The 26,643-nt window shown below is 34.2% G+C and carries 23 protein-coding genes and 2 tRNA genes; 13 read left to right on the forward strand and 12 right to left on the reverse strand.

Features of this window, described 5'->3' with window-relative positions:
* Nucleotides 1–8 precede the first annotated feature (8 nt).
* Complete coding sequence (gene sppA / locus EG814_RS15190; RefSeq protein WP_125722750.1) at nucleotides 9–1,766, reverse strand: signal peptide peptidase SppA; 1,758 nt, start codon at nucleotides 1,764–1,766, stop codon at nucleotides 9–11.
* A gap of 138 nt (nucleotides 1,767–1,904) precedes the next feature.
* Here sppA and folK point away from each other — a divergent pair, with 138 nt between their 5' ends.
* Nucleotides 1,905–3,053 carry a 2-amino-4-hydroxy-6-hydroxymethyldihydropteridine diphosphokinase gene (gene folK / locus EG814_RS15195; RefSeq protein ID WP_125722751.1) on the forward strand — a complete coding sequence of 383 codons (1,149 nt, stop codon included), beginning with the start codon at nucleotides 1,905–1,907 and terminating at the stop codon, nucleotides 3,051–3,053.
* Here folK and EG814_RS15200 read toward each other — a convergent pair.
* The 3 genes from EG814_RS15200 to EG814_RS15210 all read right to left on the reverse strand — a co-directional run bounded on the left by EG814_RS15200 (nucleotide 3,042) and on the right by EG814_RS15210 (nucleotide 7,154).
* Nucleotides 3,042–5,999, reverse strand: a complete 2,958-nt coding sequence (locus tag EG814_RS15200) for an Ig-like domain-containing protein (RefSeq protein ID WP_125722752.1) — start codon at nucleotides 5,997–5,999, stop codon at nucleotides 3,042–3,044. The genes folK and EG814_RS15200 overlap by 12 nt on opposite strands.
* Before the next feature lie 106 nt (nucleotides 6,000–6,105).
* Nucleotides 6,106–6,648 carry an RNA methyltransferase gene (locus tag EG814_RS15205; protein WP_125722753.1) on the reverse strand — a complete coding sequence of 181 codons (543 nt, stop codon included), beginning with the start codon at nucleotides 6,646–6,648 and terminating at the stop codon, nucleotides 6,106–6,108.
* A gap of 74 nt (nucleotides 6,649–6,722) precedes the next feature.
* Complete coding sequence (locus EG814_RS15210; RefSeq protein ID WP_125722754.1) at nucleotides 6,723–7,154, reverse strand: DUF1573 domain-containing protein; 432 nt, start codon at nucleotides 7,152–7,154, stop codon at nucleotides 6,723–6,725.
* 157 nt (nucleotides 7,155–7,311) lie between these two features.
* Between EG814_RS15210 and mutS the strand changes: the two genes are divergently transcribed.
* The 4 genes from mutS to EG814_RS15230 all read left to right on the forward strand — a co-directional run bounded on the left by mutS (nucleotide 7,312) and on the right by EG814_RS15230 (nucleotide 10,812).
* A complete protein-coding gene (mutS, locus tag EG814_RS15215) occupies nucleotides 7,312–9,918 on the forward strand; it encodes a DNA mismatch repair protein MutS (protein WP_164515332.1) in 2,607 nt (868 codons plus the stop codon).
* 151 nt (nucleotides 9,919–10,069) lie between these two features.
* A tRNA-Gly gene (locus EG814_RS15220) sits at nucleotides 10,070–10,142 on the forward strand.
* Between the two features lie 15 nt (nucleotides 10,143–10,157).
* Nucleotides 10,158–10,243 (forward strand) — tRNA-Leu (locus tag EG814_RS15225).
* 188 nt (nucleotides 10,244–10,431) lie between these two features.
* Nucleotides 10,432–10,812: a DUF1508 domain-containing protein gene (locus EG814_RS15230; RefSeq protein WP_125722755.1), complete on the forward strand. Its 381-nt coding sequence runs from the start codon at nucleotides 10,432–10,434 to the stop codon at nucleotides 10,810–10,812.
* A gap of 125 nt (nucleotides 10,813–10,937) precedes the next feature.
* On the opposite strand, the gene EG814_RS15235 is transcribed toward EG814_RS15230, so the two are convergent.
* A complete protein-coding gene (locus tag EG814_RS15235) occupies nucleotides 10,938–11,153 on the reverse strand; it encodes a PG1828 family lipoprotein (RefSeq protein ID WP_125722756.1) in 216 nt (71 codons plus the stop codon).
* Between the two features lie 337 nt (nucleotides 11,154–11,490).
* On the reverse strand, nucleotides 11,491–12,720 hold the full coding sequence (locus EG814_RS15240; RefSeq protein ID WP_125722757.1) for a 3-deoxy-D-manno-octulosonic acid transferase: 1,230 nt from the start codon (nucleotides 12,718–12,720) through the stop codon (nucleotides 11,491–11,493).
* A 135-nt stretch (nucleotides 12,721–12,855) separates the two neighbouring features.
* On the opposite strand from EG814_RS15240, the gene EG814_RS15245 reads away from it, so the two are divergent.
* The 5 genes from EG814_RS15245 to EG814_RS15265 all read left to right on the forward strand — a co-directional run bounded on the left by EG814_RS15245 (nucleotide 12,856) and on the right by EG814_RS15265 (nucleotide 16,592).
* Complete coding sequence (locus tag EG814_RS15245) at nucleotides 12,856–13,986, forward strand: DegT/DnrJ/EryC1/StrS family aminotransferase (protein ID WP_125722758.1); 1,131 nt, start codon at nucleotides 12,856–12,858, stop codon at nucleotides 13,984–13,986.
* A 45-nt stretch (nucleotides 13,987–14,031) separates the two neighbouring features.
* A complete protein-coding gene (gene galE, locus EG814_RS15250; protein WP_125722759.1) occupies nucleotides 14,032–15,048 on the forward strand; it encodes a UDP-glucose 4-epimerase GalE in 1,017 nt (338 codons plus the stop codon).
* Nucleotides 15,049–15,130: 82 nt separating this feature from the next.
* The gene (locus EG814_RS15255; RefSeq protein ID WP_125722760.1) at nucleotides 15,131–16,033 is read left to right on the forward strand and encodes a DMT family transporter; all 903 of its coding nucleotides are present in this window, start codon (nucleotides 15,131–15,133) and stop codon (nucleotides 16,031–16,033) included.
* Nucleotides 16,034–16,086: 53 nt separating this feature from the next.
* On the forward strand, nucleotides 16,087–16,281 hold the full coding sequence (locus EG814_RS15260; RefSeq protein ID WP_125722761.1) for a hypothetical protein: 195 nt from the start codon (nucleotides 16,087–16,089) through the stop codon (nucleotides 16,279–16,281).
* Nucleotides 16,269–16,592: a hypothetical protein gene (locus EG814_RS15265; RefSeq protein ID WP_125722762.1), complete on the forward strand. Its 324-nt coding sequence runs from the start codon at nucleotides 16,269–16,271 to the stop codon at nucleotides 16,590–16,592. Before EG814_RS15260 ends, EG814_RS15265 begins: the two co-directional genes overlap by 13 nt.
* A 96-nt stretch (nucleotides 16,593–16,688) precedes the next feature.
* Here EG814_RS15265 and fabD read toward each other — a convergent pair whose 3' ends face one another.
* Together fabD and EG814_RS15275 are read right to left on the reverse strand one after the other, a co-directional pair.
* Entirely contained in the window at nucleotides 16,689–17,561 is an 873-nt protein-coding gene (gene fabD, locus EG814_RS15270; protein WP_125722763.1) for an ACP S-malonyltransferase, read from the reverse strand.
* A 74-nt stretch (nucleotides 17,562–17,635) separates the two neighbouring features.
* On the reverse strand, nucleotides 17,636–17,998 hold the full coding sequence (locus EG814_RS15275) for a DUF983 domain-containing protein (RefSeq protein WP_091492477.1): 363 nt from the start codon (nucleotides 17,996–17,998) through the stop codon (nucleotides 17,636–17,638).
* 179 nt (nucleotides 17,999–18,177) lie between these two features.
* On the opposite strand from EG814_RS15275, the gene EG814_RS15280 reads away from it, so the two are divergent.
* Complete coding sequence (locus EG814_RS15280; protein WP_125722764.1) at nucleotides 18,178–19,041, forward strand: helix-turn-helix domain-containing protein; 864 nt, start codon at nucleotides 18,178–18,180, stop codon at nucleotides 19,039–19,041.
* Nucleotides 19,042–19,269: 228 nt separating this feature from the next.
* Here EG814_RS15280 and EG814_RS15285 read toward each other — a convergent pair whose 3' ends face one another.
* The 4 genes from EG814_RS15285 to EG814_RS15300 form a co-directional block, all read right to left on the reverse strand.
* Nucleotides 19,270–19,803: a YceI family protein gene (locus tag EG814_RS15285; protein WP_125722765.1), complete on the reverse strand. Its 534-nt coding sequence runs from the start codon at nucleotides 19,801–19,803 to the stop codon at nucleotides 19,270–19,272.
* Nucleotides 19,804–20,122: 319 nt separating this feature from the next.
* On the reverse strand, nucleotides 20,123–20,839 hold the full coding sequence (locus EG814_RS15290) for a pirin family protein (RefSeq protein WP_125722766.1): 717 nt from the start codon (nucleotides 20,837–20,839) through the stop codon (nucleotides 20,123–20,125).
* A 472-nt stretch (nucleotides 20,840–21,311) separates the two neighbouring features.
* Nucleotides 21,312–21,671, reverse strand: coding sequence for a hypothetical protein (locus EG814_RS15295; protein WP_125722767.1), 360 nt, complete (start codon nucleotides 21,669–21,671; stop codon nucleotides 21,312–21,314).
* A gap of 6 nt (nucleotides 21,672–21,677) precedes the next feature.
* A complete protein-coding gene (locus EG814_RS15300) occupies nucleotides 21,678–23,159 on the reverse strand; it encodes a helix-turn-helix domain-containing protein (RefSeq protein WP_125722768.1) in 1,482 nt (493 codons plus the stop codon).
* A 209-nt stretch (nucleotides 23,160–23,368) separates the two neighbouring features.
* Between EG814_RS15300 and aceB the strand changes: the two genes are divergently transcribed.
* Both aceB and aceA read left to right on the forward strand, forming a co-directional pair.
* Nucleotides 23,369–24,970 carry a malate synthase A gene (gene aceB / locus EG814_RS15305; RefSeq protein ID WP_125722769.1) on the forward strand — a complete coding sequence of 534 codons (1,602 nt, stop codon included), beginning with the start codon at nucleotides 23,369–23,371 and terminating at the stop codon, nucleotides 24,968–24,970.
* 208 nt (nucleotides 24,971–25,178) lie between these two features.
* Nucleotides 25,179–26,459 carry an isocitrate lyase gene (gene aceA, locus EG814_RS15310; RefSeq protein WP_125722770.1) on the forward strand — a complete coding sequence of 427 codons (1,281 nt, stop codon included), beginning with the start codon at nucleotides 25,179–25,181 and terminating at the stop codon, nucleotides 26,457–26,459.
* Nucleotides 26,460–26,643 lie beyond the last annotated feature (184 nt).

Genomic DNA, 26,643 nt, shown 5'->3' on the forward strand with positions numbered 1-26,643 from the left:
TAGCTCAATTAATAGATATTGATTCCGTAAGGCAATATTGCTTGAATTCCTTTTTGTTTTTGAAATTTCTTAACCTGTTCGATAAGAAGATAGTTTTCTTCTCCAATTTCTTCTTTTATGAAAGCTTCTTTAGATTTTGCAAAAGGAAGTCCTGAAAGAAGATCATTTAACGTTTTCTCGTATTCCGGATAATTCTGAGTGCTATATTTTTTTACTTTGGCTATTTTTGCAGCTTCAGCAATTGCATCATTCAATCCTCCGATTTTATCTACTAAACCAATTTTTAACGCTTCTGATCCAGACCAAACTCTTCCTTGCGCAATAGAATCAACTTGTGCAAAAGTCATTTTACGGCCTTCTGCAACATGTGATACAAAAGTGTTGTAAATTTTTTCGACTCCTTCTAATGTAAAGGCTTTGAATTTTTCATCGACTGGTACAAACGGACTATAATTTGCTGAATTTTCATGCGTTTTAACCTGTTCAGAATTGATTCCTAATTTATTGGCTAACGGACTAAAGTTTGGCAATATTCCGAAAACACCGATAGATCCTGTAATGGTATTATTTTCAGCAAATATTTTATTGGCGTTGCAGGCAATATAGTAACCGCCAGAGGCCGCATAATTACCCATAGAAACCACAACCGGTTTTACTTTTTTGGTAATTTCAATTTCTCTCCAGATTAAATCAGAAGTTAGTGCGCTTCCGCCTGGGCTGTCAATCCTAAGAACGATAGCTTTTACGTCATCATTTTTTCTGGCTTCTTGCAGAGAACGGCGCATAGAACCTTCACCAATTGTGTTGACATCTCCTTCGCCGCTGCCAATTTCGCCTTGAGCGTAAATAATAGCAATCTGATCTGTTGCCGTATTGGCTAAAGCAGTTGTAACATAATTTTGAGTATAATCTGCAATCGAAATTTTATTATAATCTTCGTCTTTGTCTACGTTTAAAGCTTTTCTAATAGCGTTGTGGTAAACATCTTCATAAGCTATAATATCTACTAAATGCTGTTGTTTTGCCATTTCTGGAGTTCGTGCCAAAAGACCATTTGCAATTTCGTTCAATTTAGGAAGCGGAATATTTCTGCTTTTTGCAATATCGCTAGAAACGGTAGCCCAAATTGAGTTTAAAAGTGCTGTTATTTGTTCTCTGTTGGCATCGCTCATTTTATTTTCTAAGAAAGGCTCAACGGCGCTTTTGTATTTTCCGTGACGGATAACTTCCATACGGATTCCCGATTTGTCTTGAAAATCTTTGAAGAACATTACCTCAGAAGAAAGTCCTTTAAAGTCTAGATCTCCAGCAGGATTTATATAAATGGTGTTGGCAACAGAATTTAAATAATATTCTTTTTGAGAATAAGTATTAGCATAAGCCCAAACAAATTTTCCTGATTTTTTAAAGCTTTCCAAAGCATTTCGTAAATCTTTATATTGAGCAAGACCAAGAGAAGATTCATCATTTAAGATCGAAATCCCTTTAATGTTATCATCTGTTTTAGCCGCTTCGATGGCGTTAATAACATCGGTCAAGCCAATGCCTTTTTGTTCAGAAAAACGAGTAACCCAAGGATCTTTATATTTTCCGGCGTAGTCATTTTTAATTTCTTTTAAATTCAATTCAATAACCGAATCCGATTTAAGAGAAACGGCGTCGTCTCCGCCAAAAACTACTCCGAGAAAGATTACTCCAAAAAAGAAGAGCATGATAAAAACAAAAATACCAATTACTGTGGCAATTACATTTCCTAAAAACTTCATATGTATATTTTTTTTATAAGTAGCAAAAAAGAGCAAATTGTTACAAACGAGACCTCTAAATTTTAGATTGAATTTGAGACGTCGTTTCACAAATATATTGGTTAATTCTAAAATAGTTTTAGTTAATTTGCATTAATTATGAAATTACAGCATCAAGTCGTTTTATCGATAGGCAGCAACCAAGGCAGCAGACTAGAAAACATTCAAAATTGTATTGATTTAATACATCAAAATGTAGGAACTGTTATTCAGGTTTCAAAACTTTATGAAACTCCGGCCTGGGGTTTTGAAAGTGATGCTTTTTATAATTGTGCACTACTTTTGCACACCAATTCGTCTGCGCAAAAAATACTCAATCTAATTTTAAAAGTCGAAAAAGAACTAGGGAGAATCCGTCTGAATCAAGAAGGCTATCAGTCTAGGATTATTGATGTTGATTTGATTGCTTTTGATGATGAAATAATTGAGACAGAGAAACTTCAGGTTCCGCATCCGCTAATGCAAAACAGGAATTTTGTACTGCTTCCTATGCAGGATTTAAAGTTAAATTGGAAACATCCGATTCTGCAAAAAACAATTCCCGAATTGATTGCAGTTACTCCCGATGAAAGTATTTGTACGGTTGTTCAGAATTTAGAAAGTCCGATTGATAAAATTCCGCTCAACCAGTTTAATTATGTTGCTTTTGAAGGTAATATAGGTGCAGGAAAAACAACTTTAGTACACAAAATTGCAGAAGATTTTAACGGAAAAACAGTTTTAGAAAGATTTGCTGATAATCCGTTTCTGCCAAAGTTCTACAAAGATCAAAATCGATATGCGTTTCCTCTAGAAATGTCTTTTTTAGCCGATCGTTACCAGCAATTATCTGATGATTTGGCGCAATTTGATTTGTTCAAAGATTTTATCGTTGCCGATTATCACATTTTTAAGTCGTTGATTTTTGCCAAAATAACGCTTCAGGAAGATGAATATCGTTTGTACAGAAATCTATTCGATATCATTTACAAAGAAATGCCAAAGCCAGATTTGTATATTTATTTATATCAGAATACAGATAGACTTCTTCAAAACATCAAAAAACGCGGTCGAGTTTACGAACAGAATATAGAAGCGGGATATTTAGAGAAAATCAATACGGGCTATCTGGAATACATAAAATCTCAAACCGATTTGAATGTTTTAATCATTGATGTTTCGGATCGTGATTTTGTCAAAAAACACGAAGATTATCTTTTTATCTTAAACGAAATCAAAAACAAGTTAATTAAAAAACTACCTTTTTAAGCTAAAATGCCCTCTTAAAACAGGCATAGAATCATCTACTTGTAAGGCATACCAATAATCAGATGCCGGAAGCGGAACTTTGTTTAATGTGCCATCCCAACTCATTTTGAAACGGCTTAATTGCGCTACTAGTTTTCCGTAGCGATCAAAAATGGTAACAGTCGCCTGAGGATAATTTTCCATTCCGGTTACTTCCCAAATGTCGTTGTAAGTATCGTTATTTGGTGTAAAAAATGGAGGAAAAACAAGTACTACAAATTGTTTAACAGTTTCTCCACATCCGCTTTTTTCTCGCGCGTAAGCAGTCTGAAGTCCGCCAGGGACATTATAAAAGATATTAGAATCTTGATAATTAATACCGTCTACAGAATATTCAAAATAATCTTCTGCATTTACGGGATAGATAATCGCTCTTGTTCCTTCAACATCAACACGGGCAATCTGCGGAACTTTGTGTTCATCTACTATGATTGTTTTTGTACTCGTACAATTTTCGGGACTTGTCACAGCGACAGTGTACGTTCCGCCTACAGTAACATCAATTGTTTGAGTTGTTTCGGCATTTGACCATAAATAACTCATGCCAGGAATTCCCGCATCTAATGTTCTGGACTGAAACTGGCATAAAGGCAAAGTTTCATCTGTAACAGCTGGAGGCGTATAGATTAGAATATTTATAGGCGTTCTTGTGAGGTTTACACATCCATTATTTGATGCTTCTGCATAATAAGTTGTATTTGAAGTGATTGTTGGAGTTGAAAAAGTTTCTCCTGTAAAAAGAATTGTTCCTCCCGTTAATGAATCGTACCAGTTTATGGAACCAACATTTGAAATCGCTTTTAGAGTTAAAGTACCCGGACCGCAATTCGTATACGTTTCTTGCTCTGCAATAGGATCTGCTGGAGTTGTGTTTACCGTCGCAGTTACCATTTTACGGTTTATCTCGCAACCAGCATCGACATAATAATTTGTTGTTGTGTTTATTGTCGGAGTAGTGTATGTTGTTCCCGTTCCTAATAAATTTCCCCCTATTGGAGCATCATACCAGCTTATTGTTCCAGTATTTGCTGTAGCAGTGAAGGTGAAGCTTCCCGTGTCGCAAATTGCAGCAGGGTTTGCTTCTGGCGTTGCAACAGGTATTGTGATTTTAGTACTTGTTGCAATTTTAACAGGAGCTTCTCCTGGCATTCCTCCAAACTCAATAACAAATCCTTTTGGCTGATAATCTCCCTGACTGTCGCCAGAATTTGATAAATCATTCCATGAGCCTCGTATTCCAACACCAGGTTGTGTAATATGTGCGTAATCTTCATCACCTTGCTGATTGGGTTCGCCTGTATTCCAAAAAGCATAATTGGGAGTAGAACCATTTGCATTACCGTTCCAAAAAACAGTTCCTGCTTCTGGGCCGGTAACCCATTTCCAAACACCTTCAGTTTCAGCATCACTCCCTCCAATCCATCCGGTTCCAGATGCTTGTTCTCCAATTAATTTTGCTTCATCTGCCGATGTAATAGTAGCTAAATAGCCTTTAAGGCCAAAATAGATCATATTCTCAGCTGTCTCTTTTGCATAAGACCATGTGACTCCAAGTGAAGATATGTAGATGTAAAAGTGTCCTGTTGAAGGCAAATAATTGGCTTGCCCGATGGTGATTGAAAAAGTTTTTGTGCCAGAAATTGTAGTAGAAGGGTTGTAAAATACAATCTCTTTTATAATTGCTTCGAAATCTGAATATAAAATTGGACTTCCATCTAATTTTGTAATGGTTAGTTTTCCTGATTCAGGATCCCATTGCGTAGAAATGGAAGGATACATCGCTGCATTTGAAAGTTTAAGTAGATCTCCTTGTGCATAACCAGAAGAAATTTGAATATAGCCAGCTACTGTTCCGGTATCATTTGTATCGTGAGTAATAGAAAACGTGTCTACTATTTTTATTTCAGAGCCCGGACAGTATAACTGATCTCCTGTCGAATTTAATTCTGGTAGATTGTATATGACTTTGCTGCAATCGTTCGAATAAAAAGCAGTTGCATCTTTGTAGCTTTCCCAATTTCCTAAAGAGTAGATTTCATTATCAACGTCTATACAGGTAAGATTTGAATTAAATTTAAAATCACCTGCAAGAAGAGAAGGGTTATTGCCGTTTTTTAAATTCAATTTTATTAGCTGATTGTGAGCGAAGAATAAACGAACAAGAGCTGTATTTTTAGAAAAATCTAATTCTGTTATTTCATTTTCATTGCAATAAACATTAATTAAAGCCAGATTATTTAAGGTGTCTAAAGCAGATAAACGATTATTGCTGCATTCTAAATGGGTTAAAACTGTACTTGAGCTAATATTCAGATTCGTTATCAGATTGTTATCACAATTTAAGTGTTTTAAAAGTGCACATGTAGAAGTGTTTAGATTTACTATTTGATTGTCATTACATTGTAAAAAATCAAGTTGTGTGTTTGCCGCTAAATCTAAATTTGTTAATTGATTTTCATTGCATAAAAGCTTTGTCAACGCAATATTTTTAGAAAGATCTAAAGCAGTTATCTTGCTTTTTTGACAATCAAGTTCTTTTAGAGCAATATTATTAGAAGTATTAAGACTGGATATAAAAGTGTTGCCGCAGCTCAAATTAACCAAAGCTATATTTTTAGAAATATCTAAATTTAATAGTGGGTTTTGAAAACAATATAATTCTTTTAAAGCAACAAAATCTTCTATTCCTGTCAAATTAGTGATTTCTCTACTAGAAATATTTAAACTTTGAACCCCAGTAATATTTGCTTTTAAAACTTGTCCGTCAAGAGGGCCAGAATCAATTCCAAAGTCAATTAATGCTTGCTCAAATTTTGAGTCAGGAATATTGGTATACTGAGCAAATCCAAAAGAGCTGGAAAGTAAAGCAAAAAATAAAATTGATATTTTTAAGAAATTAGTTTTCATTTCATAAAAGTATCAATTTTATAATAATAAAAAAATATATTTATATTTCTAACAAATTAAGTTGTAAAAATATTTTAAAATCACATTTTTTTGGCAGAAAAAGGCTTTAATTGTTATTTGGCCAGTTTAGTTTTTGAAACAAATCCCAAACTACAATTCCAGCGCTTACAGAGATATTAAGGGAATGCTTAGTTCCAAGTTGCGGAATTTCAATACATCCATCGCAAATAGCAACGGCTTCTTGTGAGACACCATAAACTTCATTTCCAAAAACTAGAGCATATTTTTGGTCTTTTTCGATTTTAAAGTCTTGAAGAAAAACAGAACTTTCAACTTGTTCTATTGCCATCGTTAGAACATTTTCCTTCTTTAGGTTTTCGATAACTTCCAAAACATTTTCGTGATGTTCCCAAGCCACAGTTTCGGTCGCTCCAAGAGCAGTTTTATGAATTTCTTTGTTTGGAGGTGTTGCAGTAATACCGCATAAAATTATTTTTTCAATCAAAAACGCATCAGCAGTTCTAAAAACAGAACCAATATTATGCAGACTTCTAATATCGTCTAAAACTAATATTAAAGGGGTTTTCTCCGATTTTTTAAAATCTTCAATTGATTTACGATCTAGTTCGCTGTTTTCGAGTTTTCTCATTGTATTAAATTCAAGTCATAAAAAAAGCTTCCAAAGATAAGGAAGCTTTTTGATTATTTTAAATCTTTCTCAGATTAGCTTTTTACTGGATCTGGTAAAACCGTACCTTTAATAGTAAGGATTTTTGTTGGTTGTCCTTCTGCGTTAGAAGTTACTGTTACCGTTTTTGTAAAAGCACCAACTCTGTCCGTAGCATATTTTACCCCAATAATACCTTTAGCTCCTGGAGCAATTGGTTCTTTAGGCGTAGTTGGAACAGTACATCCGCAAGATCCTGTAGTGTTAGTAATGATTAATGGTTTTGTTCCGTTGTTAACAAAAACAAATTCACGTTTTCCGTCTGCGTTGTGAGCGATAGTTCCGTAGTCAATAGTTTCAGTTTCAAAAGCCATTCCAGCTCCTTCCACTTTTGCAACTTTAGCTGTTTTAGCTTTTTTAGTTGTTTGTGCGTTAGTAGCCGTGATACCAGCAACAGCTAACATAGCAAATAAGATTATTTTTTTCATCTTTAAGGGTCTTTTTTAAATGATAAACAAAGCTATATAAAATTCTTAAATCAGGAACTAAAAAAATCTTAAAATATTTTAATTTTTGAAGCTTTCGATATGCCGTTAAAAAATCATAAATTCGCTGTCTTATTTTTTTCATTTAAAACATTACAATTTGGCAGCTAAAGAGAAAGTGGTGAAAGAAACACCTTTAATGAAACAGTACAATGAAATCAAGAGTAAATATCCTGATGCGTGTCTGCTTTTCAGAGTAGGAGATTTTTATGAAACCTTTGGAGAAGACGCCATTAGAGCTTCTAAGATTTTAGGAATTACTTTAACTAAAAGAGGAGCTGGGTCTGATACCGAAACGGCATTAGCTGGATTTCCGCATCATTCCGTAAATACTTATTTGCCAAAATTGGTAAAAGCAGGACTTCGTGTAGCGATTTGCGATCAGCTGGAAGATCCGAAAATGACTAAAACGATCGTAAAGAGAGGAGTGACAGAACTTGTAACTCCGGGGGTTTCTTTAAATGATGAGGTTTTACAGTCAAAATCAAATAACTTTTTGGCCTCTGTTTATTTTGCTAATAAAAATATCGGAATTTCCTTTTTAGATGTTTCTACAGGAGAATTTTTAACCGCTCAAGGAACTGCAGAATACATCGATAAATTATTGCAGAACTTTAATCCGAGTGAGGTTTTGGTTCCTAAGAATAATAAAAATGAGTTTAAAGCTGCTTTTGGAGAAGATTTTCACAGTTTTTATCTAGAAGATTGGATTTATAAAGAAGATTATGCTTTAGAAATATTAACAAAGCATTTTCAAACAAATTCTTTAAAAGGTTTTGGTGTTGAGGAATTGAAAGAAGGAATTATTGCTTCTGGAGCAATTTTATATTATTTGTCAGAAACACAACATAATCGCGTACAGCATATTACAGCAATTCAGCGTATTGCAGAAGACGCATACGTTTGGATGGATCGTTTTACCATTCGAAATTTAGAATTGTATCATAGTTACAATCCAAACGCAGTGACGCTTTTGGATGTGATCGATAAAACGCTTTCTCCAATGGGAGGACGTTTATTGAAGCGATGGTTGGCATTACCTTTAAAAGATGCCAATAAAGTAAAAAGCCGACATGAAGTTGTGGCGTACTTAAAATCGAATCCTGAAATTCTGCATAATATTCAATATCAGATTAAACAGATTTCAGATTTAGAACGTTTGATTTCTAAAATTGCTGCAGGTAAAGTTTCGCCAAGAGAAATTGTTTATCTGAAGGAATCTCTAGACGCCATTATTCCGATCAAAACCCTTGCGCTCGAAAGTCCGCAAGAAGCGGTAAAAGTAATTGGGGATAGTTTGCATGCTTGTGATTTGCTTCGCGAAAAAATTAAAACGACTTTAAATCAAGATGCGCCAGTTGCAATTTCTAAAGGAAATGCTATTGCAAAAGGTATTAATGAAGAATTGGACGAATTGCGTGCGATATCGACTTCTGGAAAAGAATTTTTAGAAGGAATAGAAAAGAGAGAATCGGAAAGAACTGGTATTTCTTCATTGAAAATTTCCTTTAATAATGTTTTTGGATATTATATCGAAGTTCGAAACACGCATAAGGATAAAGTTCCAGAAGAGTGGATTCGTAAACAGACTTTGGTAAATGCAGAGCGTTATATTACTGAAGAATTAAAAGAATACGAAACTAAAATTCTAGGTGCCGAAGAAAAGATTTATAAAATAGAAACCGAACTTTTTGAGCAATTAGTGGCTTGGATTGGAACTTATATCAAGCCAGTTCAAATGAATGCTTATTTAATTGCGCAGCTGGATTGTTTGTGTTCGTTTACACAAATGGCTGTCGAAAACCAATATGTATGTCCAGAAATCGATGATACTTTCGAATTAGATATTAAAAATGGTCGTCATCCTGTAATCGAAAAACAATTGCCAGTTGGAACGCCATATATTGCAAACGATGTTTTCTTAGATCGCGAAACACAGCAAATTATCATGATTACCGGACCTAACATGTCGGGTAAGTCGGCAATTTTAAGGCAAACAGCCTTGATTGTCCTTTTGGCTCAAATGGGAAGTTTTGTTCCTGCTGATAGTGTTAGAATGGGAATTGTAGATAAGATTTTTACCAGAGTTGGTGCTTCAGATAACATTTCGATGGGAGAATCTACTTTTATGGTCGAAATGAACGAAACGGCTTCTATTTTGAATAATATTTCAGATAGAAGTTTGGTATTGTTAGACGAGATCGGAAGAGGGACTAGTACCTACGACGGAATCTCGATTGCTTGGGCAATTGCTGAATTCTTACACGAACATCCGGGAAGAGCTAAAACGCTTTTTGCAACGCATTATCATGAGCTGAATGAGATGACAGAATCGATGCCGAGAATTCAGAATTTCAATGTGGCGGTAAAAGAGCTAAAAGATACCGTTCTGTTTGTTAGAAAGCTGGTAAAAGGAGGAAGTGCGCACAGTTTCGGAATTCACGTAGCTAAAATGGCTGGAATGCCACAATTGGTTATTTCGAAAGCGCAAAAGCTTTTAAAGAAATTAGAAAAGAATCATTCGAGCGAGGCGCTAAACGGAATAAAATCGGCAAATGAAGAAATGCAGATGAGTTTCTTTAATCTGGATGATCCATTGTTGGAAGAGATAAAGGAGGAAATTCTGAATCTCGATATTAATGCAATTACTCCAGTAGAAGCATTAATGAAACTGAACGAGATCAAAAGAATGTTGGTTAAAAAATAATTTTTAAATTTAAAGTTTAGGTTATCAGAAAGTTATAAAATAAGTCGATTTTTTTTTGAAAAAACGCTTGTGTAATTGAATAAATGTCCTAAATTTGCACTCGCAATACGAAACAAATCAAGTGTTGCAGTTCTTAGTAAAATTTGAAAATGCGAAAATAGCTCAGTTGGTAGAGCGCGACCTTGCCAAGGTCGAGGTCGCGGGTTCGAGCCCCGTTTTTCGCTCAAAAACCATACAATGCTCGGATGGTGAAATTGGTAGACACGCTGGACTTAAAATCCAGTGAACAGCAATGTTCGTGCGGGTTCAAGTCCCGCTCTGAGTACTAAAGCCTCTTCTTTTGAAGAGGCTTTTTTGTTTCTAGGCTGTGCTTAAGGTTCTGAGGCGCTAAGATTCTGAGGTTCTAAGATTTTGGAATTTGAGGGTTTTGGTATTGCGAAGAATTAGAGTTTAGTGACTTAGAAGCTTAGTATCTTAAAAAAAAATCAACAATCTAAAATCTAAAATTTCTCAATGGGTGCTTTTGTAATTAGCAAACGATTTAATGATGAATATAAATTTACGTTTACTTCGAGAAGAGGGAAAGTAATTTTTACGAGCCTTAGTTATGAGTTGAGGTTTGAGTGTGAGGAAGATATTGAGAAATTTAAAGCAAATATTGATCAGGCTAAGTTTTTGAAATTTAAAGGTTCTGGGGGGAAGTATTTTTTTAAATTGATGCTTGGTGAAGTTCATTTTGCAACAAGTCGTAAATACAGTACAGAATTGCTTTTGCAGAAAGGAATAAAGGAAATTGTGACCTATTCTTCTAGATCGGAAATTTTAGATTTTTCTTCGAGTGAATCTATTTTTGGGGATGAAGAGTTGGAAGAAGAGGAAGAGGCAGCTGAATGATAATAAAAAAAAGCGTCTGCAAATTGCAGGCGCTTTTTTTGTGCTTGATAGTGATTTTAAAAAAGTTAACCACAAAAAAAACCATCTAAAAGATGGTTTTAAAATCGTTAGAACTTAGGTTCTAATTATTTTTTTACTTCTTCTACTTTAGCAGCAGCAGAATCAACTTTAGCAGCAGCAGAATCAACAGTTGTAGCAGCAGAGTCAACAACAGCAGCAGCTGAATCAACAGCAACAGCAGTAGAATCTACAGCAGGAGCTTCAGCAGCAGCGTCAGCTTTTTTACAAGATACAACAGTTAAAACAGCAACAACAGCTAAACTTAAAAATACTTTTTTCATCTTACTTTATTATAAAAGGTTAATTATTAATTCGTGGCAAAGATATAAATTTTTTAATATGTAAAATATTTTTTCACTTTTTTTTTAAAATATTTTCCTTACTCACGATTATCTTATTTATCAAAGAATATGCCAAATTTATAAAAAAATCTTAAATTATTTAATTTGTTGCGTAAATAAATTTTTATTAAATATTCTTTATAAAAACAGTCGGTTTTAATTCTCTAACTTGTGGTTTGTTATGTTTTTTAAGAGTATTTATGCAGATGCTTTCTGAAAAATACCGCTGTATTTTTATTCTTATTTTGAATTAAATCCTTCTTGTGAGCTTTCAGAGTCATGAAACGAGTTTTATAATTGTCTCAGTTGCGCCTTTATTATCTTGAATAAATGATCTGCAAATTTTGCTTTTTTCTTCTAAAAAGTTTTTGTCATTTAATAGTCTGTCAAGAATATCCTTTAATTCTTTGCTTGTTGTTATTGGAATGCATCCTCCGATTTCAACTAAAGCAATTGCTTCTGCAAAATTGGAATAATTAGGGCCAATTACAATCGGAATTCCAAATGTTGCCGGCTCTAGAATGTTGTGTATTCCAGGGTTTCCAAATCCGCCGCCTACATAAGCGATTGTTCCGTAACTATAAATTTTGGTAAGGATTCCAATTGTGTCAATTATAAAAACATTGTAGTAGGATAGATCTTTATTTTCTTTTTCTGAAAATAAAATTGTTGATTTTGTAATGAGTGATTTAAGATTTGAAATCTGATCTGCTTTAATGTTGTGCGGAGCGATAATGAATTTTACATTTTCGGGTGCCTGATTGATGTATTCTGCGATTAAAACTTCATCTTTTGGCCATGAACTTCCGATAACAATTGTAGGCTGATTGTTTTTGAAATTTTCAATATAATCCAGACGATTGTCTCTTTCTAAAATGGCATTTACACGATCAAAACGTGTATCGCCCGAAACAATTACATTTTTAAAACCAAGACTTTCTATTTTTTGTTTCGATTTTTCGTTCTGAACAAAGAAATAGGTAAAAGCATTCAAAGCTTTTCTATAAAATCCACCATACCATTTAAAGAACGTTTGTTTGTCTCTGAAAATTCCAGAAATTAAATAAGTTGGAAGTTTTTGGTTTTCAAGCTCTTTTAAGTAATTCAGCCAAAATTCATATTTAATAAAAAATGCTTTTTCAGGATGAACTATCTTAATGAATTTTTTTGCATTACTTTTAGTGTCCAAAGGAAGGTAAACAGTAACGTCTGCAACTGTGTTATTTTTACGCACTTCGTATCCAGACGGCGAAAAAAAGGAAACAATAATTTTGTGCGAAGGATATTTTTCTTTGATTTTTTCGATAACAGGAAGCCCTTGCTCGTATTCGCCCAAGGATGCAGAATGAAACCAAATGGTTTTGTCTTCAGGTTTTATTTTTTCCTCTAGTGTATTGAAAACATTTTTTCGGCCTTCAACAAAAAGCTTAATTTTCGGACTAAATAAGGCGATGATTCTTAAGAAAAATCCTGCGATGTGAATGGCTAAATTGTATAAAAAAAGCATGTATAAATTTTTGTGGCTAAATTACGTTTCTTTCGACTATTTTCATTGTTTGAAGGTATTAAATAACTATTTTTGTTCCTCCTTTTAGAGATTTCTTCCCATAATGGAGGTCTTTAATTTTAATACTATTCAAAAATGAAAAAAATACAAATGGTTGACTTAAAGAGTCAATACGAAAAAATAAAATCTACTGTAGATGCTTCAATTCAGGAAGTTTTAGATACCAATACTTATATTAACGGACCTTTAGTGCATCAGTTTCAAAAAAATCTTGAAGATTATTTAGGAGCAAAACACGTTATTCCCTGCGCAAACGGAACGGATGCTTTGCAGATTGCCATGATGGGATTGGGTCTTCAGCCAGGAGACGAAATAATTACTGCAGATTTTACGTTTGCAGCAACTGTTGAGGTTATTGCTTTATTGCAATTAACACCAGTTTTGGTCGATGTTGATATGGTAAATATGAACATTGATATCGATGCGCTAAAAAAAGCAATCACGCCAAAAACAAAAGCGATTGTTCCAGTTCATTTATTTGGACGCGCAGCCAATATGGATGCGATTATGGAAATTGCGGCTCAGTACAACTTATATGTAATTGAAGACAATGCTCAGGCAATTGGAGCAGATTATATTTCTAAATCGGGTTCAAAAGCTAAAGTTGGAACAATCGGTCATGTTGCAGCGACTTCTTTCTTTCCATCTAAAAACTTAGGATGTTATGGAGACGGTGGAGCAATTTTTACTAACGATGATAAACTAGCGCACATCATTCGCGGAATTGTAAATCACGGAATGTACGAGCGTTACCATCACGATGTTGTGGGAGTAAATTCTCGCTTAGACAGTATTCAGGCAGGGGTTCTAAATGCAAAATTGCCTTTATTAGATGAATACAATAAAGCGCGCCGTTTGGCAGCAACAAAATACAATGCTGCTTTTGCTGGAAACGCAAAAATTATAACTCCGGAATTTGATTCAAACGAAAATGATCACGTTTTTCATCAATATGTTTTAAGAATTATCGATGCAGATCGTAACGCTTTAATGCAACATTTATTAGATAAAGGAATTCCATGTGCGATTTATTATCCAATTCCGCTTCATTCTCAAAAAGCGTATTTAGATCCTCGTTATAAAGAAGAGCAATTTCCTGTAACAAATCAGTTAGTACAAGAGGTAATTGCGCTTCCAATGCACACAGAATTGGATGACGAGCAGATTAAATTTATTACAGACAGTGTAATAGAATTTTTAAAATAAGAGACTTATTTATTAGCCGAAAAAGATAACACAAACAACCACAAAATGAAAGTATTAGTAACGGGAGGATTAGGATTTATCGGATCTCACACTGTAGTCGAATTGCAAAATGAAGGCTATGAAGTGGTGATTATTGATAACCTTTCCAATTCTTCAGAAGAGGTTTTAAAAGGGATTACAGCGATTACAGGTAAAACGCCTTTATTCGAAAAATTAGATTTAAGAGAAAAAAGTGCTGTTCGGGATTTCTTTAAAAAACACGATGATGTTACAGGTGTAATTCATTTTGCAGCTTCAAAAGCAGTTGGGGAAAGTGTTGAGCAGCCATTGTTGTACTATGAAAACAACATTAGCAGTTTAATTTACCTTTTACAGGAATTACAGCAAAAACCAGAAGCAAGTTTTATTTTCAGCTCTTCTTGTACAGTTTACGGTCAAGCCGAAAAAATGCCAATTACAGAAGATGCTCCTGTTCAAACCGCAATGTCTCCTTACGGAAATACGAAACAAATTGGAGAAGAAATCATTACAGATACTGCTAAGGTAACTAATATCAGTGCTATTTTATTGCGTTATTTTAATCCAGTTGGAGCGCACGAATCAGTAGAAATTGGAGAATTACCATTAGGAGTTCCTCAGAATTTGGTTCCGTTTATTACACAGACCGGAGTAGGTTTACGTCAGGAATTATCGGTTTTTGGAAACGATTACCCAACTCCAGACGGAACTGCAGTTCGCGATTATATTCACGTTGTTGATTTAGCAAAAGCGCACGTAATTGCGTTACAGCGTTTGTTGAATAAAAAGAATTTAGCAAAAGTGGAAACTTTCAATCTAGGAACAGGAAAAGGAAGCTCTGTCTTAGAGGTCATTCACAGCTTTGAAAAAGTCAGTGATAAAAAGCTGCCATACAAAATGATGCCACGTCGTGAAGGAGATATTACCGAAGCGTATGCAAATACAGATAAGGCGAATAATGTGCTAGGATGGAAGGCTGAACTAAGTTTAGATGAAGCTATGGCGAGCGCTTGGAAATGGGAACAAAAAGTGAGGAATAAATAATTCACTGAATTGAAATTATAAAATTTTAAGATCCCAAATTATAGCAGTATAGTTTGGGATTTTTTTTAGATGACTGATTATCATGAAACAAAGTTTAGATTATAAATTAATATTAGCCTTAATGGCCGTTGGAATTATCTGGGGAACCACTTTCTTAGGAATCAGAGTTGCGGTCGAAACTATTCCGCCATGGTTTGTAACATCAATTCGTCAAGGATTGGCAGGAATAATTATGATGGTTATTTTGCTGTTTAAAAAAGAATTAAAATGGATTGGTTGGGAAAATTTAAAACATCAGTTGGTTGCATCGGTTTGCATGCTTGTTATTGCGAATGGTTTTACCACAATTGCAGAACAGACTTTGCCAAGCGGATTAGCGTCTGTTATTAGCGCCTTGGCTCCGATACTTATTTTTCTAGGAAGTATTTTGTTCGGATTGCAAAAAATGAGCCTCAAAGGATTTATAGGTGTAGTTATTGGATTCTCTGGAGTCGTATTAATATTCAAAGACGGACTCGGATCATTTTTAGATGCTGATTACAGAACCGGAATGATATTCATGGGCTTTGCAATCTTGGCGTGGGCATCTGGAACGATTTACACTAAAATTCACGGAAGTAAATCGAATAACATTATCCTTAATTTATTTTATCAATTTACGATAGCGTCTTGTATTCAATTGGTTTTGGCATCTATTTTTTCTCCAAATCCAGATGTCAGTTCATGGAGTTTGACGAGTATAGGTGCAGCTTTGTATCTATCAATTTTCGGATCTGTAATTGCTTTTTTTAGTTACAATTATGCGTTGAAACGTGTTACTCCAGTACAAGTTTCTATTTTAGCTTATATCAACACGATTATTGCGGTATTCTTAGGCTGGCTACTTTTGAATGAAAGGATAACGGTTGAGTTTATAATTGCAACAATTCTGATTATTTTAGGCGTTTTTATTATTAACTACAAAAAGAAAGAAAAATCTCTCTAATAAATTTTGATTCGACCTTTTTATTGTAAATTTGACGAATTAAGAAAGTGATTATGGATGCAAAGAAAGAAAACGAGAAAAATAATAAGGTTGAAGAGCCTGAAGTTGAATACCAAACAATAAAGCCAAAATTTAAAGGAATAGATCACGAGACTTTTGATTTTGATGCAGAGTTTGCCAAAGGATTGACTCCAGAACAAGCCAAGGCTGAATCAATAAGAAGAATAAGAGAGTGGTGGGGGAAATAGAAATTATTTATACACCGCATGTTATTCGTTCTTTAGATGATTTGGTTATTACATTATATAAAAAAGAATATTTCGGATTTATAGATTCTGCAGAAAATTATGTGTCTGATATTTATGCAGCAATTCCTGATAGATTAAAAAAAATGCTGCATAAAGAAACTCCAAAACCTATTAGATATTTAGGTTCAAATTATATCTTTTACAAAACTAGTTCAAGGACTACTTGGTATATATTTTTTGAAAAGCGAGAACAAAATTATTTGATAACAGCAATTATAAATAATAATTCTATTGAAGCTAAAGAGCTTTAAAATTTAAAATCCCGAATTCAAAATTTAATGAATTCGGGATTTTAAATTTATATTTTAACTGATCACTAAAAAACTGACCACTGACCACTTTAAAAATTAAGCATTAGCAGTAGCCGCTTCTTTATCAATTTTGTTAATCAATCCAGCTAAAACTTTTCCAGGACCCACTTCAGTAAATAAAGTTGCGCCGTCAGCGATCATTTGCTGAACAGATTGCGTCCATTTTACAGGAGCCGTTAATTGAATGATTAAGTTCTTTTTGATTTCATTTGCATCAGAAACCGCATTTGCAGTAACATTTTGATACACTGGACAAATTGGAGTAGAGAAAGTAGTTGCTTCAATTGCAGCAGCCAATTCTTCTCTTGCAGGTTCCATCATTGGTGAGTGGAAAGCACCTCCAACAGGTAAAATTAAAGCACGTTTTGCTCCGGCAGCTTTCATAGCTTCACAAGCTTTTTCAACAGCAGTAGTTTCTCCAGAAATTACCAATTGACCTGGGCAGTTATAGTTTGCAGCCACTACAACACCATCGATAGAAGCACAAACTTCTTCAACAATATTATCTGCTAAGCCTAAAACAGCAGCCATTGTAGATGGAGTGATTTCGCAAGCTTTTTGCATTGCTTGAGCACGTTGAGAAACCAATTTTAATCCGTCTTCAAAAGATAAAGCTCCGTTTGCTACTAAAGCTGAAAATTCTCCTAATGAGTGACCTGCAACCATTTCCGGTTTGAAATCTTCTAAAGTTTTAGCCAAAATAACTGAATGTAAAAAAACAGCCGGCTGAGTAACTTTAGTTTCTTTTAGTTCTTCGGCAGTACCTTCGAACATAATATCTGTAATTCTAAAACCTAATATTTCATTGGCTTTTTCGAATAATTCTTTGGCTAAAGCCGAATTTTCATAAAGGTCTTTACCCATTCCTGTGAACTGTGCACCCTGACCCGGAAATACGTATGCTTTCATTTGTCTAATTTAATTTTTTATTTTTTTTTAAAATTGAAAATTAGTTTCAATTGGAAGGCAAAAGTACTATTTTTTTAACTTGTATAACCCTTAAACATGTAAATCCATGCTAATCTTGAAAATCGGAGATTAAAAGGAGTAAGTAAAGTAATAACAACTGCAATGATCGGAAGGATTCTTAAATCGAAGTTAGTTTCGAAGAAATACTGCGCAATACAATACGTTGCAATACCCTGAGCTACAGTTAAACCATAGTTTACGTACATGGCGCCAAAGAAATAACCAGGCTCTTTTTGGAATTTATAATGGCAATGACTGCAGTATTCGTTCATTTTTGGAAAACTGAAATTCAGAAAAATATTTTTGTCTGTAAAAACTTTTCCTTTGTGACAAACAGGACATTCGTTTTTTAAAATATGAGTTAATGCGCTTGACATGACTTTGTTGATTTTTGTTTATACAAAGGTAATTTGTAATGACTTAAAAGTCTTTTTTATATCTTCGCTTATTATAGCACAAAAAAGACATTTTTGACTAAATTTTCAAAATCTAAATTCCAAATTCCAAATCGATCAATAGTATTCTGTAATCAGAAATCAATAAAAATTTTTTGTGTATGAAAAGATATCCCGTTTACAGTGTACAAAATTTCAGCTGTAACGACATTCACCGTGATTTTTATGTCAATACTTTTAAAGAACATTTAAAAAGCCACAGTTTTGTCGAAGAACCACACCGTCATGATTCCTATTTAATGGTTTTTTTTACTAAAGGTTCGGGATTGCACGAAGTCGATTTTGATCAGTTTGAAATTAAAAGAGGAAGTCTTTTTGTGTTGCAGCCAGGACAAATGCATCATTGGAATTTATCTGAAGACATAGAAGGTTTCGTAATCATCTTTTCGCAGGAACTGTACAATTTGTATTTCGGGCAAAAAAAAATCAACAATTATAATTTTTATCATTCCATTCATAACCGACCAGAAATGGTTTTTGAAGAAAATGAAATTCCAAAAATTCTTCCGTATTTTGATTTATTGATTCAGGAAAATATTCAAAACAGTAAATATCAATTAGATAAATTGCTGAATTTATTAGACTGCATTCACATTGAAGTTTCCCGAAAATACAGCGATACGTATTCGCATCAAACACATTCGTACAATATCAAAATCAATACTTTCGAATCGCTTTTGGAAGAATACTTTAGAACCGAAAAATTGCCTTCTTTTTATGCGGAAAAACTAAACATAACTTTAAAACACTTGAACAGAATCTGCAACGAAATCCTCCAAAAAACAGCAACAGAAGTAATAATAGATCGAGTTATTCTAGAAATCAAAAGAATGTTGATCGACAAACAATTAGCCGTAAACGAAGTCGCTTTTAAAGTCGGCTACGAAGATTACTCGTATTTCTCCCGCTTCTTCAAAAAACAAACTGGAATGTCTCCCACAGAATTTAGAAATACTGTTAGATGATTTTTTTTCGCCACGAATTCACGAATTCTTTTGCTAATCTTTGGCTATTATTTTTACGCAGATTTCACAGATTCGTGCAGATTAAAAATAAATCTGCGCAAATCAGCTTAAATCCTTTAAATCTGCGTGAAATAAAAAAATAATTCGTGAATTCGTGGCTATAAAAAAAAGCCCTGCACTATTGTACAGGGCTTTTAACCAACCAATTTTTAATCTAAAACCAAAAGATTAAGCTTGTTTTACGAACTGTAATTCGATATTTAATTTTACTTCTTCACCAACTAAAACTCCTCCAGTTTCAAGAGCAGAGTTCCAATTTAGTCCCCAATCTTTACGATTGATTTTTCCTTCTATGCTTAAACCTACTTTAGTATTTCCCCAAGGATCAGTCATGATTCCGCTGAATTCAACTGGGAATTTTACGGTTTTAGAAACACCTTTAATGTTTAAATCTCCAGTAATTTCGTAGCTTCCTTCATTGATTTTTTTGAAAGCAGAAGATTTGAAAGTTAATTTTGGATGATTCTCAGCGTCAAAGAAATCACCGCTTCTTAAATGCCCGTCACGATCTGCATTTGCAGTGTCAACAGAAGCGATATCAGCAGAAAAACTGAAATCTGCATTGTCAAAACTTTCTCCTTCTGTAATTGCAGAAGCATCATAAGTTCCAAATTTTCCTGAAACATTAGTAAACATCATATGTTTTACTTTAAAACCAATTTCTGAGTGAGTTGGGTCAATAGACCATTTTGTAGTTGCCATAATTTTATTTTTTTAATAATTAATTTGTTTCATTTTGATAGGACAAAGTTACGGTGACAGTTGCCCTAAAGCACTTAACCTAGATTAAGAAATGAGAAATGGGATTTATTTTGTAAGCCACAGATTCCACAGATTAAAAGGATTTTTTTTTCTTCCAATTAATAAAAATCATAATAATTCTTTTAATCTGTGGCAAACAAGACCATTTATAAAGTTAGTCTTTCTTTTTTGAAATGGAATAAAAAAAGAAACGATAATAATCTGATTTACAGATTTATTATCGTTTCAAGCTACAGGTATTTAATTGTTTTTGTTTGAATTAATAATTCATAGGAACGTCCATTAATAAAAACTCAGCATCTGTATTGGCTTGAATATTTAAAGTATCAGTTCCTGAAATTCCAACGGCATCACGAGAGTTCAATTCCTGACCGTTGATAGTTACATTTCCTTTTAAGATGAAAGCATAGACTCCGTTTCCTTCTTTTTTGATTTTATATTCAGCAGAAACTCCGGAATCGAAATTTCCCATATTAAACCAGGCATCCTGGTGAATCCAAACTCCTTCGTCGTCTGCATTTGGAGATAAAACCTGAGACAATTTATTGTGTCTGTCGGCAACATTTAAAGTAATCTGCTGGTAACGGGGTGTAACATTTCTTTTATTTGGAAACAGCCAAATCTGCAATAATTTAGTCTGCTGATCTTCATTTGGATTAAATTCACTATGCTGAATTCCGGTTCCGGCACTCATTACCTGAATATCTCCGTTTTTGATCACTTCGGTATTTCCCATGCTGTCTTTGTGAGCCAAATCTCCTTCAAGCGGAATGGTGATAATTTCCATATTATCGTGAGGATGCGTTCCAAAACCCATTCCGGCAGCAATCGTATCATCGTTTAAAACTCTCAAAGCTCCAAACTGAATTTTATCAGGATTGTACCAGCTTGCAAAACTAAAACTATGATAAGCATTTAACCATCCGTGATTTGCATTTCCTCTTGATTCTGCTTTATGTACTACTATATTTTCCATGACTTTGTCGTTTTGTTATTTTTATAGTACAAAGATACCACCGTGGTAAAGTAAAAGCACTTAATCTAGGTTAAGAAAAAGCTTCTAAGGTTCTGAGCTTCTAAGTTTCTAAGTTGTTCTCTGTGTAATTTTCGCGATTGGGTAAATTATCTAATTGGCACATTTCCAAATTATCTAATTATTTTTTTTTGAAGCAGAAATTTTATTTTTCAAAAGAAGTCTAGTCCCGCTATCCGTTTCAATCTTTTGTGCCGAACACCATCACAAAAGGATTTCCACTTCTATCGGGGCTAATTTAGAAGTTTTTGTTTTCAGAAGTAATAATAGACAAAGCTAACCGTTCAGTTTGTCATCCTGACGAAGGAAGGATCACAATAGTAGCTCTATGAAGTGAATCGCCATTCTTTGTAGAATTTCGTGTGTGATCCTTCCTTCGTCAGGATGACATGATTGAGTGAATTTCTAAAACCAACTATTTTATCTTAATCAATCTCCCTTTCCCAGTCACTTCGTCAAGATAATTCGCTGAAGAACTATTTTTGTCATGCATGTAAAACTCAATAGTATCTTTTTCGATTTGATTTTTTGGAATAGTTATCACTAAGCTAGTATTTATAAAGTTTTCCAACAATATTGCATTTCCATAAGAAATCTTTCCTTTAGGCATATACTTGTTGTCAAAAACGAAAACACTATCCTTAAAAGTGATTTTGTCTTTCTGAATATAGGAATTATTGTCTTCAATTAAATAACTATAACGGCCGATAAGTTTATCTGTTTTCTGTTTGAAATTGATGAAAAACAGTGCAAATAGTAACGCAAAATATTTCATAAGATTCTAGCTGTATTGATTAATAAACTGCTGAACAACAGCATCTGTGTTCTCATGGCGTTTCTTTTTTTCCAAAATAATTGGCGGTGCAGCTCTTTCTAAGCAATTTTCAACGGCGCAGGTTTCGCAAGTTACACCTACAATTCGTTTTACCAAGGGTTTTCCATCAATAAATTTGAACTTCTTTTTCATCGTTGGATTAATTAAAATTCCAACCGATATACTTCTGATATAATTTTCAGTAAAAGGATCTTTTGTAGCCGATGAAAAAACCAAATATTCGTTTCCGCTGTTTGCATAACTCGAAATCTGAGCGTCAAAAAAATGAGGTTTATTTTGTCTAATCGCTTCGTCAATCGTTTTAACCGAAACCCATCTTCGGCAATAATGCTCGTTGGTTTCGTTGGCGTGCGGTTCTTGTTGATGCGTAATGTGTAATTCTTTATTTATCTGATAGAAATCAGAACCAATTCTATGTGATAATCTCAGAAAGAAAAGGTTTTTCAGCTGAAAATCTTTCGGCAATAAATTCGTCAATCTCTGGTAAAATGATTCTGGTGAAACCTGAAAACTCTCAATTAAAGCAACAAATTCTTCTGGTTTCGTGTTTTCATTTTCCAAGAAAAGATTGATTTTATCTACCACTAATTTTCTCGGCAAAAGTAAAGCTCCAGCAAAATAAGAAGCATAAAAATTATGCAAAACCTGATCGAAATTTTCAAACTTAATCCAGCTAAAAGTCAATAAACGATCAGATATTTTGAGATAATTATAAGCGATTTCTTTGGCTAAAATAAAAGCTTTCTGCGGAATATCCAATTCTGTAGAAAGTAATAAAGTTTTACTTTTCGGAACGTAAATAGAACGTAAATCACCCAAAGCTTCCTGATCAATAAAAGCAATTTCTTCAATTTTATAATCGTATTCTTCTTTAAGGATCGCTTCTAATTCTTCTATACTAATTCTAGAATCTAAATTGATTTGAAAAGACTTCGAAAAAGCAATGACCTTTTCTTCAAGATCTTCAAAATAATTACTGTGTGCTTCCTGATACGAACGCAAAGCAGCCAGAAAAAAACTTTCTCGACTGAGGTTATAATGCTGTGCAATTTCAATTATGGTACTAATAAACGCATTGACTTTTGCAGGAGCATTGGCAATAATATCAATTAAATCGGCTTCCTGAATTCCGAAAAGCTCGAGCGGAATTTCTTTTAAAATTCCCGATTTCAGGATTTCACCAATCGGAGCAAGATTATTATCCAATTTTAAAGACACCATTTGGTCGTAAGAAACGTCCATATGTTCGCATAAAAGCAAAATTTTATCTGTTTTGGGATATTTTTTTCCCTTTTCAATCTCGTTTAAGTATGATTTTGACAAATTAGTCAGTTTGGCTAAGCCAAAAAGCGAAAGGTTTTTTTGCGTACGAACCTGCTTTAGTTTTAGCCCAAAAATCAGCTTTATATAGTCTTTTTCGATATCCATAAATCAAATGTAAACATTCTAAAAATAATCGCCAAAAAAATATTTTTTAAATTTAGCGAACGTTCGCTTGTTTTGTAAAAAACTTTTTTATAACATTGTATTGTTAAAACTTATTAATTATGAATGAGTTATGATTTGATGATTTCGATATAATAAAAAATGATTGAAGAAAATAATTTTTTAATCAATTAAAATTAAAATCTGCAGCTATGAAAAACCAATTAGAGATTACTGAAATGGCTTTAGAAATTCTGGCCGACAAAAAGCTTGCTTATCCAAAAATATGGACAGAAGAAGCAACTGCTTTTATTATCGAATTGCACAAAAAATTCGATTCACAGCGAAAATTGTTATTGTTACAGCGTGAACAAAAACAAACTGCTTTTGATAACGGAGTCATGCCGACTTTTATTCCTGAAACGAAAAGTGTCAGAGAAGGCAATTGGACGGCTGGAGAAATTCCGAAAGATTTACTGGATCGTCGGGTAGAAATTACAGGACCAGTTGATCGAAAAATGATTATCAATGCTTTGAACTCGGGAGCCAAAACTTTTATGGCCGATTTTGAAGACAGCACTTCGCCAACTTGGAAAAACTTAATGGATGGACAAGTGAATTTAATCGACGCGGTTAATAAAACCATTACTTATACCGATTTGGTAAAACAGAAATCGTATCATTTAAAAGAGAAAACAGCTGTTTTGATTGTTCGTCCGCGAGGTTTACATCTTCCAGAAAAACATATTTTGATTGAAGGAAATGAAGCTTCGGGATCTTTGATAGATTTTGGTTTGTACGTTTTCCATAATCACAAAAGATTGCTTGAGAATAATTCTGGGCCTTATTTCTACATTCCGAAATTAGAACATTATCTGGAGGCGCGTTGGTGGAATTCTGTAATTGACTTTACAGAAGATTATCTTAAACTAAAAAGAGGAACAATAAAAGTGACGGTTTTAATTGAAACCATTACGGCAAGTTTCCAATTGGACGAAATCATTTATGAATTAAAAGAACATATCGTTGGCTTGAACTGCGGACGTTGGGATTATATTTTCTCTTACATTAAAAAATTTAGAAAAAATCCAAAATTTATTGTTCCAGACCGCGATCAGGTAACTATGACTTCGCCTTTTATGAATGCGTATTCGAATTTGGTTATTCAAAGATGTCACAAAAGAGGAATTCATGCAATTGGCGGAATGGCAGCACAAATTCCGATTAAAAATAATGAAGAAGCCAATGCCATCGCTTTCGCGAAAGTAAGAGCCGATAAAGAGCGCGAAGTGCGAAACGGCCACGACGGAACCTGGGTGGCGCATCCGGATTTGGTTTTGATTGCCAAAGAAATTTTTGATGCGGGAATGCCAACGCCAAATCAGATTCATATTAAAAGAGAACATAGAAAAATTACAGAAGAAGATTTGATTGAACCACCAATTGGATTAATTACAGAAAACGGTGTTCGAAAAAACATAAACGTTGGTGTTCTCTATTTGGCTTCATGGCTAAACGGACAAGGTGCAGCGGCGCTTCATAATTTAATGGAAGATGCTGCAACCGCAGAAATCTCAAGATCGCAATTGTGGCAGTGGCTTCAAAACAAAGTGGTTTTGGATAATGGGCGAAAATTAGATTTGGCCTATTATCACGAATTGGCTTTAGATGAATTCAAAAAAATCAAAACCGAATTGGGAGACGAAAAACACGAAGAACAGCAATTTCCATTAGCAGAAAAAGTTTTGGAACGCTTAGTTGTAAATCCTGATTTTGTGGATTTCTTAACGATTCCGTGCTACAAATATTTATAGATTTTTCGAATATATCGAAATTATAAATCTAAAAAATCCGCTTAATCTGCAAAATCTGCGGGCGAAAATTTTTTCACGCAGATTTAGCAGATCAAGCAGATTAAAATGAGAATAAATAGATTTTCGCAGATTTTCTCTCAGTTTAAAACTGAACACTAAAAAACTGAGAACTGAACACTATTACTAACCACTCTTAACTATAACATTTATGAAAACAACAGAAGACAGAATTCAGGAATTAATTAACGATTGGATTACCAACCCTAGATGGAAAGGCGTTGAACGTCCTTATACCGCTGCAGAAGTAGTAACGCTTCAGGGTTCGTATCAAATTGAGCACTCTATTGCCAAAATGGGGGCGCAGAAATTATGGAGAAAGTTAAAAAGTCAGGATTATGTTGCCGGGTTGGGCGCTTTAACCGGAAATCAGGCGATTCAGGAAGTTGATGCCGGATTGGAAGCGATTTATTTGAGTGGATGGCAGGTTGCAGCCGACGCAAACATGGCAGGAGAAATGTATCCGGATCAATCGCTATATCCGGTAAACAGCGTTCCGATGGTGGTGAAGAAAATTAATAATGCTTTATTGCGCGCTGATCAGATTCAGACCGTAAATAAAATTGAAGATAAAAAAGATTATTTGGTTCCAATTGTGGCAGATGCCGAAGCGGGTTTTGGAGGAAACCTAAATGCTTTCGAATTAATGAAATCGATGATTGAAGCCGGAGCGTCTGGAGTTCATTTTGAAGATCAATTAAGTTCTGCTAAAAAGTGCGGACACTTAGGCGGAAAAGTTTTAGTTCCCACTCAGGAAGCTATTAATAAACTGATTGCGGCAAGATTAGCATCAGATGTTATGGGAGTTCCGACATTAATTGTTGCCAGAACCGATGCAGACGCTGCAAATTTATTAACCAGCGATGCCGACCCGAGAGACCGAAAATTTATAACTGGTGAAAAAACGGCAGAAGGTTTCTTCTATGTGAAAAACGGAATCGAACAGGGAATTGCCCGCGGACTAAGTTACGCTCCATACGCTGATTTAATTTGGATGGAAACGAGTAATCCGGATTTAGATTACGCGAGAAAATTTGCAAAAGCGATGAAAAAAGAATTTCCAGATAAAATGCTGGCTTACAATTGTTCGCCTTCTTTCAACTGGGCTGCAAAATTATCTGTTGCCGAAATGGAAACGTTTAGAGAAGATTTAGCTGCAATGGGGTATGCTTTCCAATTCATTACTTTGGCCGGATTTCATGCTTTAAATACGAGTATGTTCGAATTATCTAAAGCATACAAAGAACGCGGTATGGCAGGCTATTCTGAATTACAGGAAAGAGAATTCGCTTTACAGAAAAACGGATTCAGAGCTGTAAAACATCAGGCTTTTGTGGGAACTTCTTATTTCGACGCTGTTCAAAATACGGTTATGATAGGAAAATCTACCATAACGGCAATGGAACATTCTACAGAGGTTGAGCAATTTTAATTCATAAAACACGGTTTTCTAACCGTGTTTTTTTTATTTTTTTGCCACAGATTTCACAGATTAAAAATGATTTTTTTTACCACAAATTACACAAATTCGCACAAATTTTTTATTCATTTTTAAATCAAATTAATTTGTGTGAATTTGTGTAATTTGTGGTAACTTTTTAAAGTTATTTTAATCC

The sequence above is a fragment of the Flavobacterium ustbae genome (assembly GCF_003946915.1).
Taxonomy (GTDB): Bacteria; Bacteroidota; Bacteroidia; order Flavobacteriales; family Flavobacteriaceae; genus Flavobacterium; species Flavobacterium ustbae.

Coding starts and splice junctions, on each gene's coding strand:
- sppA (WP_125722750.1), bottom strand. CDS start 1,766: ATGAAGTTTTTAGGAAATGTAATTGCCACAGTAATTGGTATTTTTGTT.
- folK (WP_125722751.1), top strand. CDS start 1,905: ATGAAATTACAGCATCAAGTCGTTTTATCGATAGGCAGCAACCAAGGC.
- EG814_RS15200 (WP_125722752.1), bottom strand. CDS start 5,999: ATGAAAACTAATTTCTTAAAAATATCAATTTTATTTTTTGCTTTACTT.
- EG814_RS15205 (WP_125722753.1), bottom strand. CDS start 6,648: ATGAGAAAACTCGAAAACAGCGAACTAGATCGTAAATCAATTGAAGAT.
- EG814_RS15210 (WP_125722754.1), bottom strand. CDS start 7,154: ATGAAAAAAATAATCTTATTTGCTATGTTAGCTGTTGCTGGTATCACG.
- EG814_RS15230 (WP_125722755.1), top strand. CDS start 10,432: ATGGGTGCTTTTGTAATTAGCAAACGATTTAATGATGAATATAAATTT.
- EG814_RS15235 (WP_125722756.1), bottom strand. CDS start 11,153: ATGAAAAAAGTATTTTTAAGTTTAGCTGTTGTTGCTGTTTTAACTGTT.
- EG814_RS15240 (WP_125722757.1), bottom strand. CDS start 12,720: ATGCTTTTTTTATACAATTTAGCCATTCACATCGCAGGATTTTTCTTA.
- EG814_RS15245 (WP_125722758.1), top strand. CDS start 12,856: ATGAAAAAAATACAAATGGTTGACTTAAAGAGTCAATACGAAAAAATA.
- galE (WP_125722759.1), top strand. CDS start 14,032: ATGAAAGTATTAGTAACGGGAGGATTAGGATTTATCGGATCTCACACT.
- EG814_RS15255 (WP_125722760.1), top strand. CDS start 15,131: ATGAAACAAAGTTTAGATTATAAATTAATATTAGCCTTAATGGCCGTT.
- EG814_RS15260 (WP_125722761.1), top strand. CDS start 16,087: ATGGATGCAAAGAAAGAAAACGAGAAAAATAATAAGGTTGAAGAGCCT.
- fabD (WP_125722763.1), bottom strand. CDS start 17,561: ATGAAAGCATACGTATTTCCGGGTCAGGGTGCACAGTTCACAGGAATG.
- EG814_RS15275 (WP_091492477.1), bottom strand. CDS start 17,998: ATGTCAAGCGCATTAACTCATATTTTAAAAAACGAATGTCCTGTTTGT.
- EG814_RS15280 (WP_125722764.1), top strand. CDS start 18,178: ATGAAAAGATATCCCGTTTACAGTGTACAAAATTTCAGCTGTAACGAC.
- EG814_RS15285 (WP_125722765.1), bottom strand. CDS start 19,803: ATGGCAACTACAAAATGGTCTATTGACCCAACTCACTCAGAAATTGGT.
- EG814_RS15290 (WP_125722766.1), bottom strand. CDS start 20,839: ATGGAAAATATAGTAGTACATAAAGCAGAATCAAGAGGAAATGCAAAT.
- EG814_RS15295 (WP_125722767.1), bottom strand. CDS start 21,671: ATGAAATATTTTGCGTTACTATTTGCACTGTTTTTCATCAATTTCAAA.
- EG814_RS15300 (WP_125722768.1), bottom strand. CDS start 23,159: ATGGATATCGAAAAAGACTATATAAAGCTGATTTTTGGGCTAAAACTA.
- aceB (WP_125722769.1), top strand. CDS start 23,369: ATGAAAAACCAATTAGAGATTACTGAAATGGCTTTAGAAATTCTGGCC.
- aceA (WP_125722770.1), top strand. CDS start 25,179: ATGAAAACAACAGAAGACAGAATTCAGGAATTAATTAACGATTGGATT.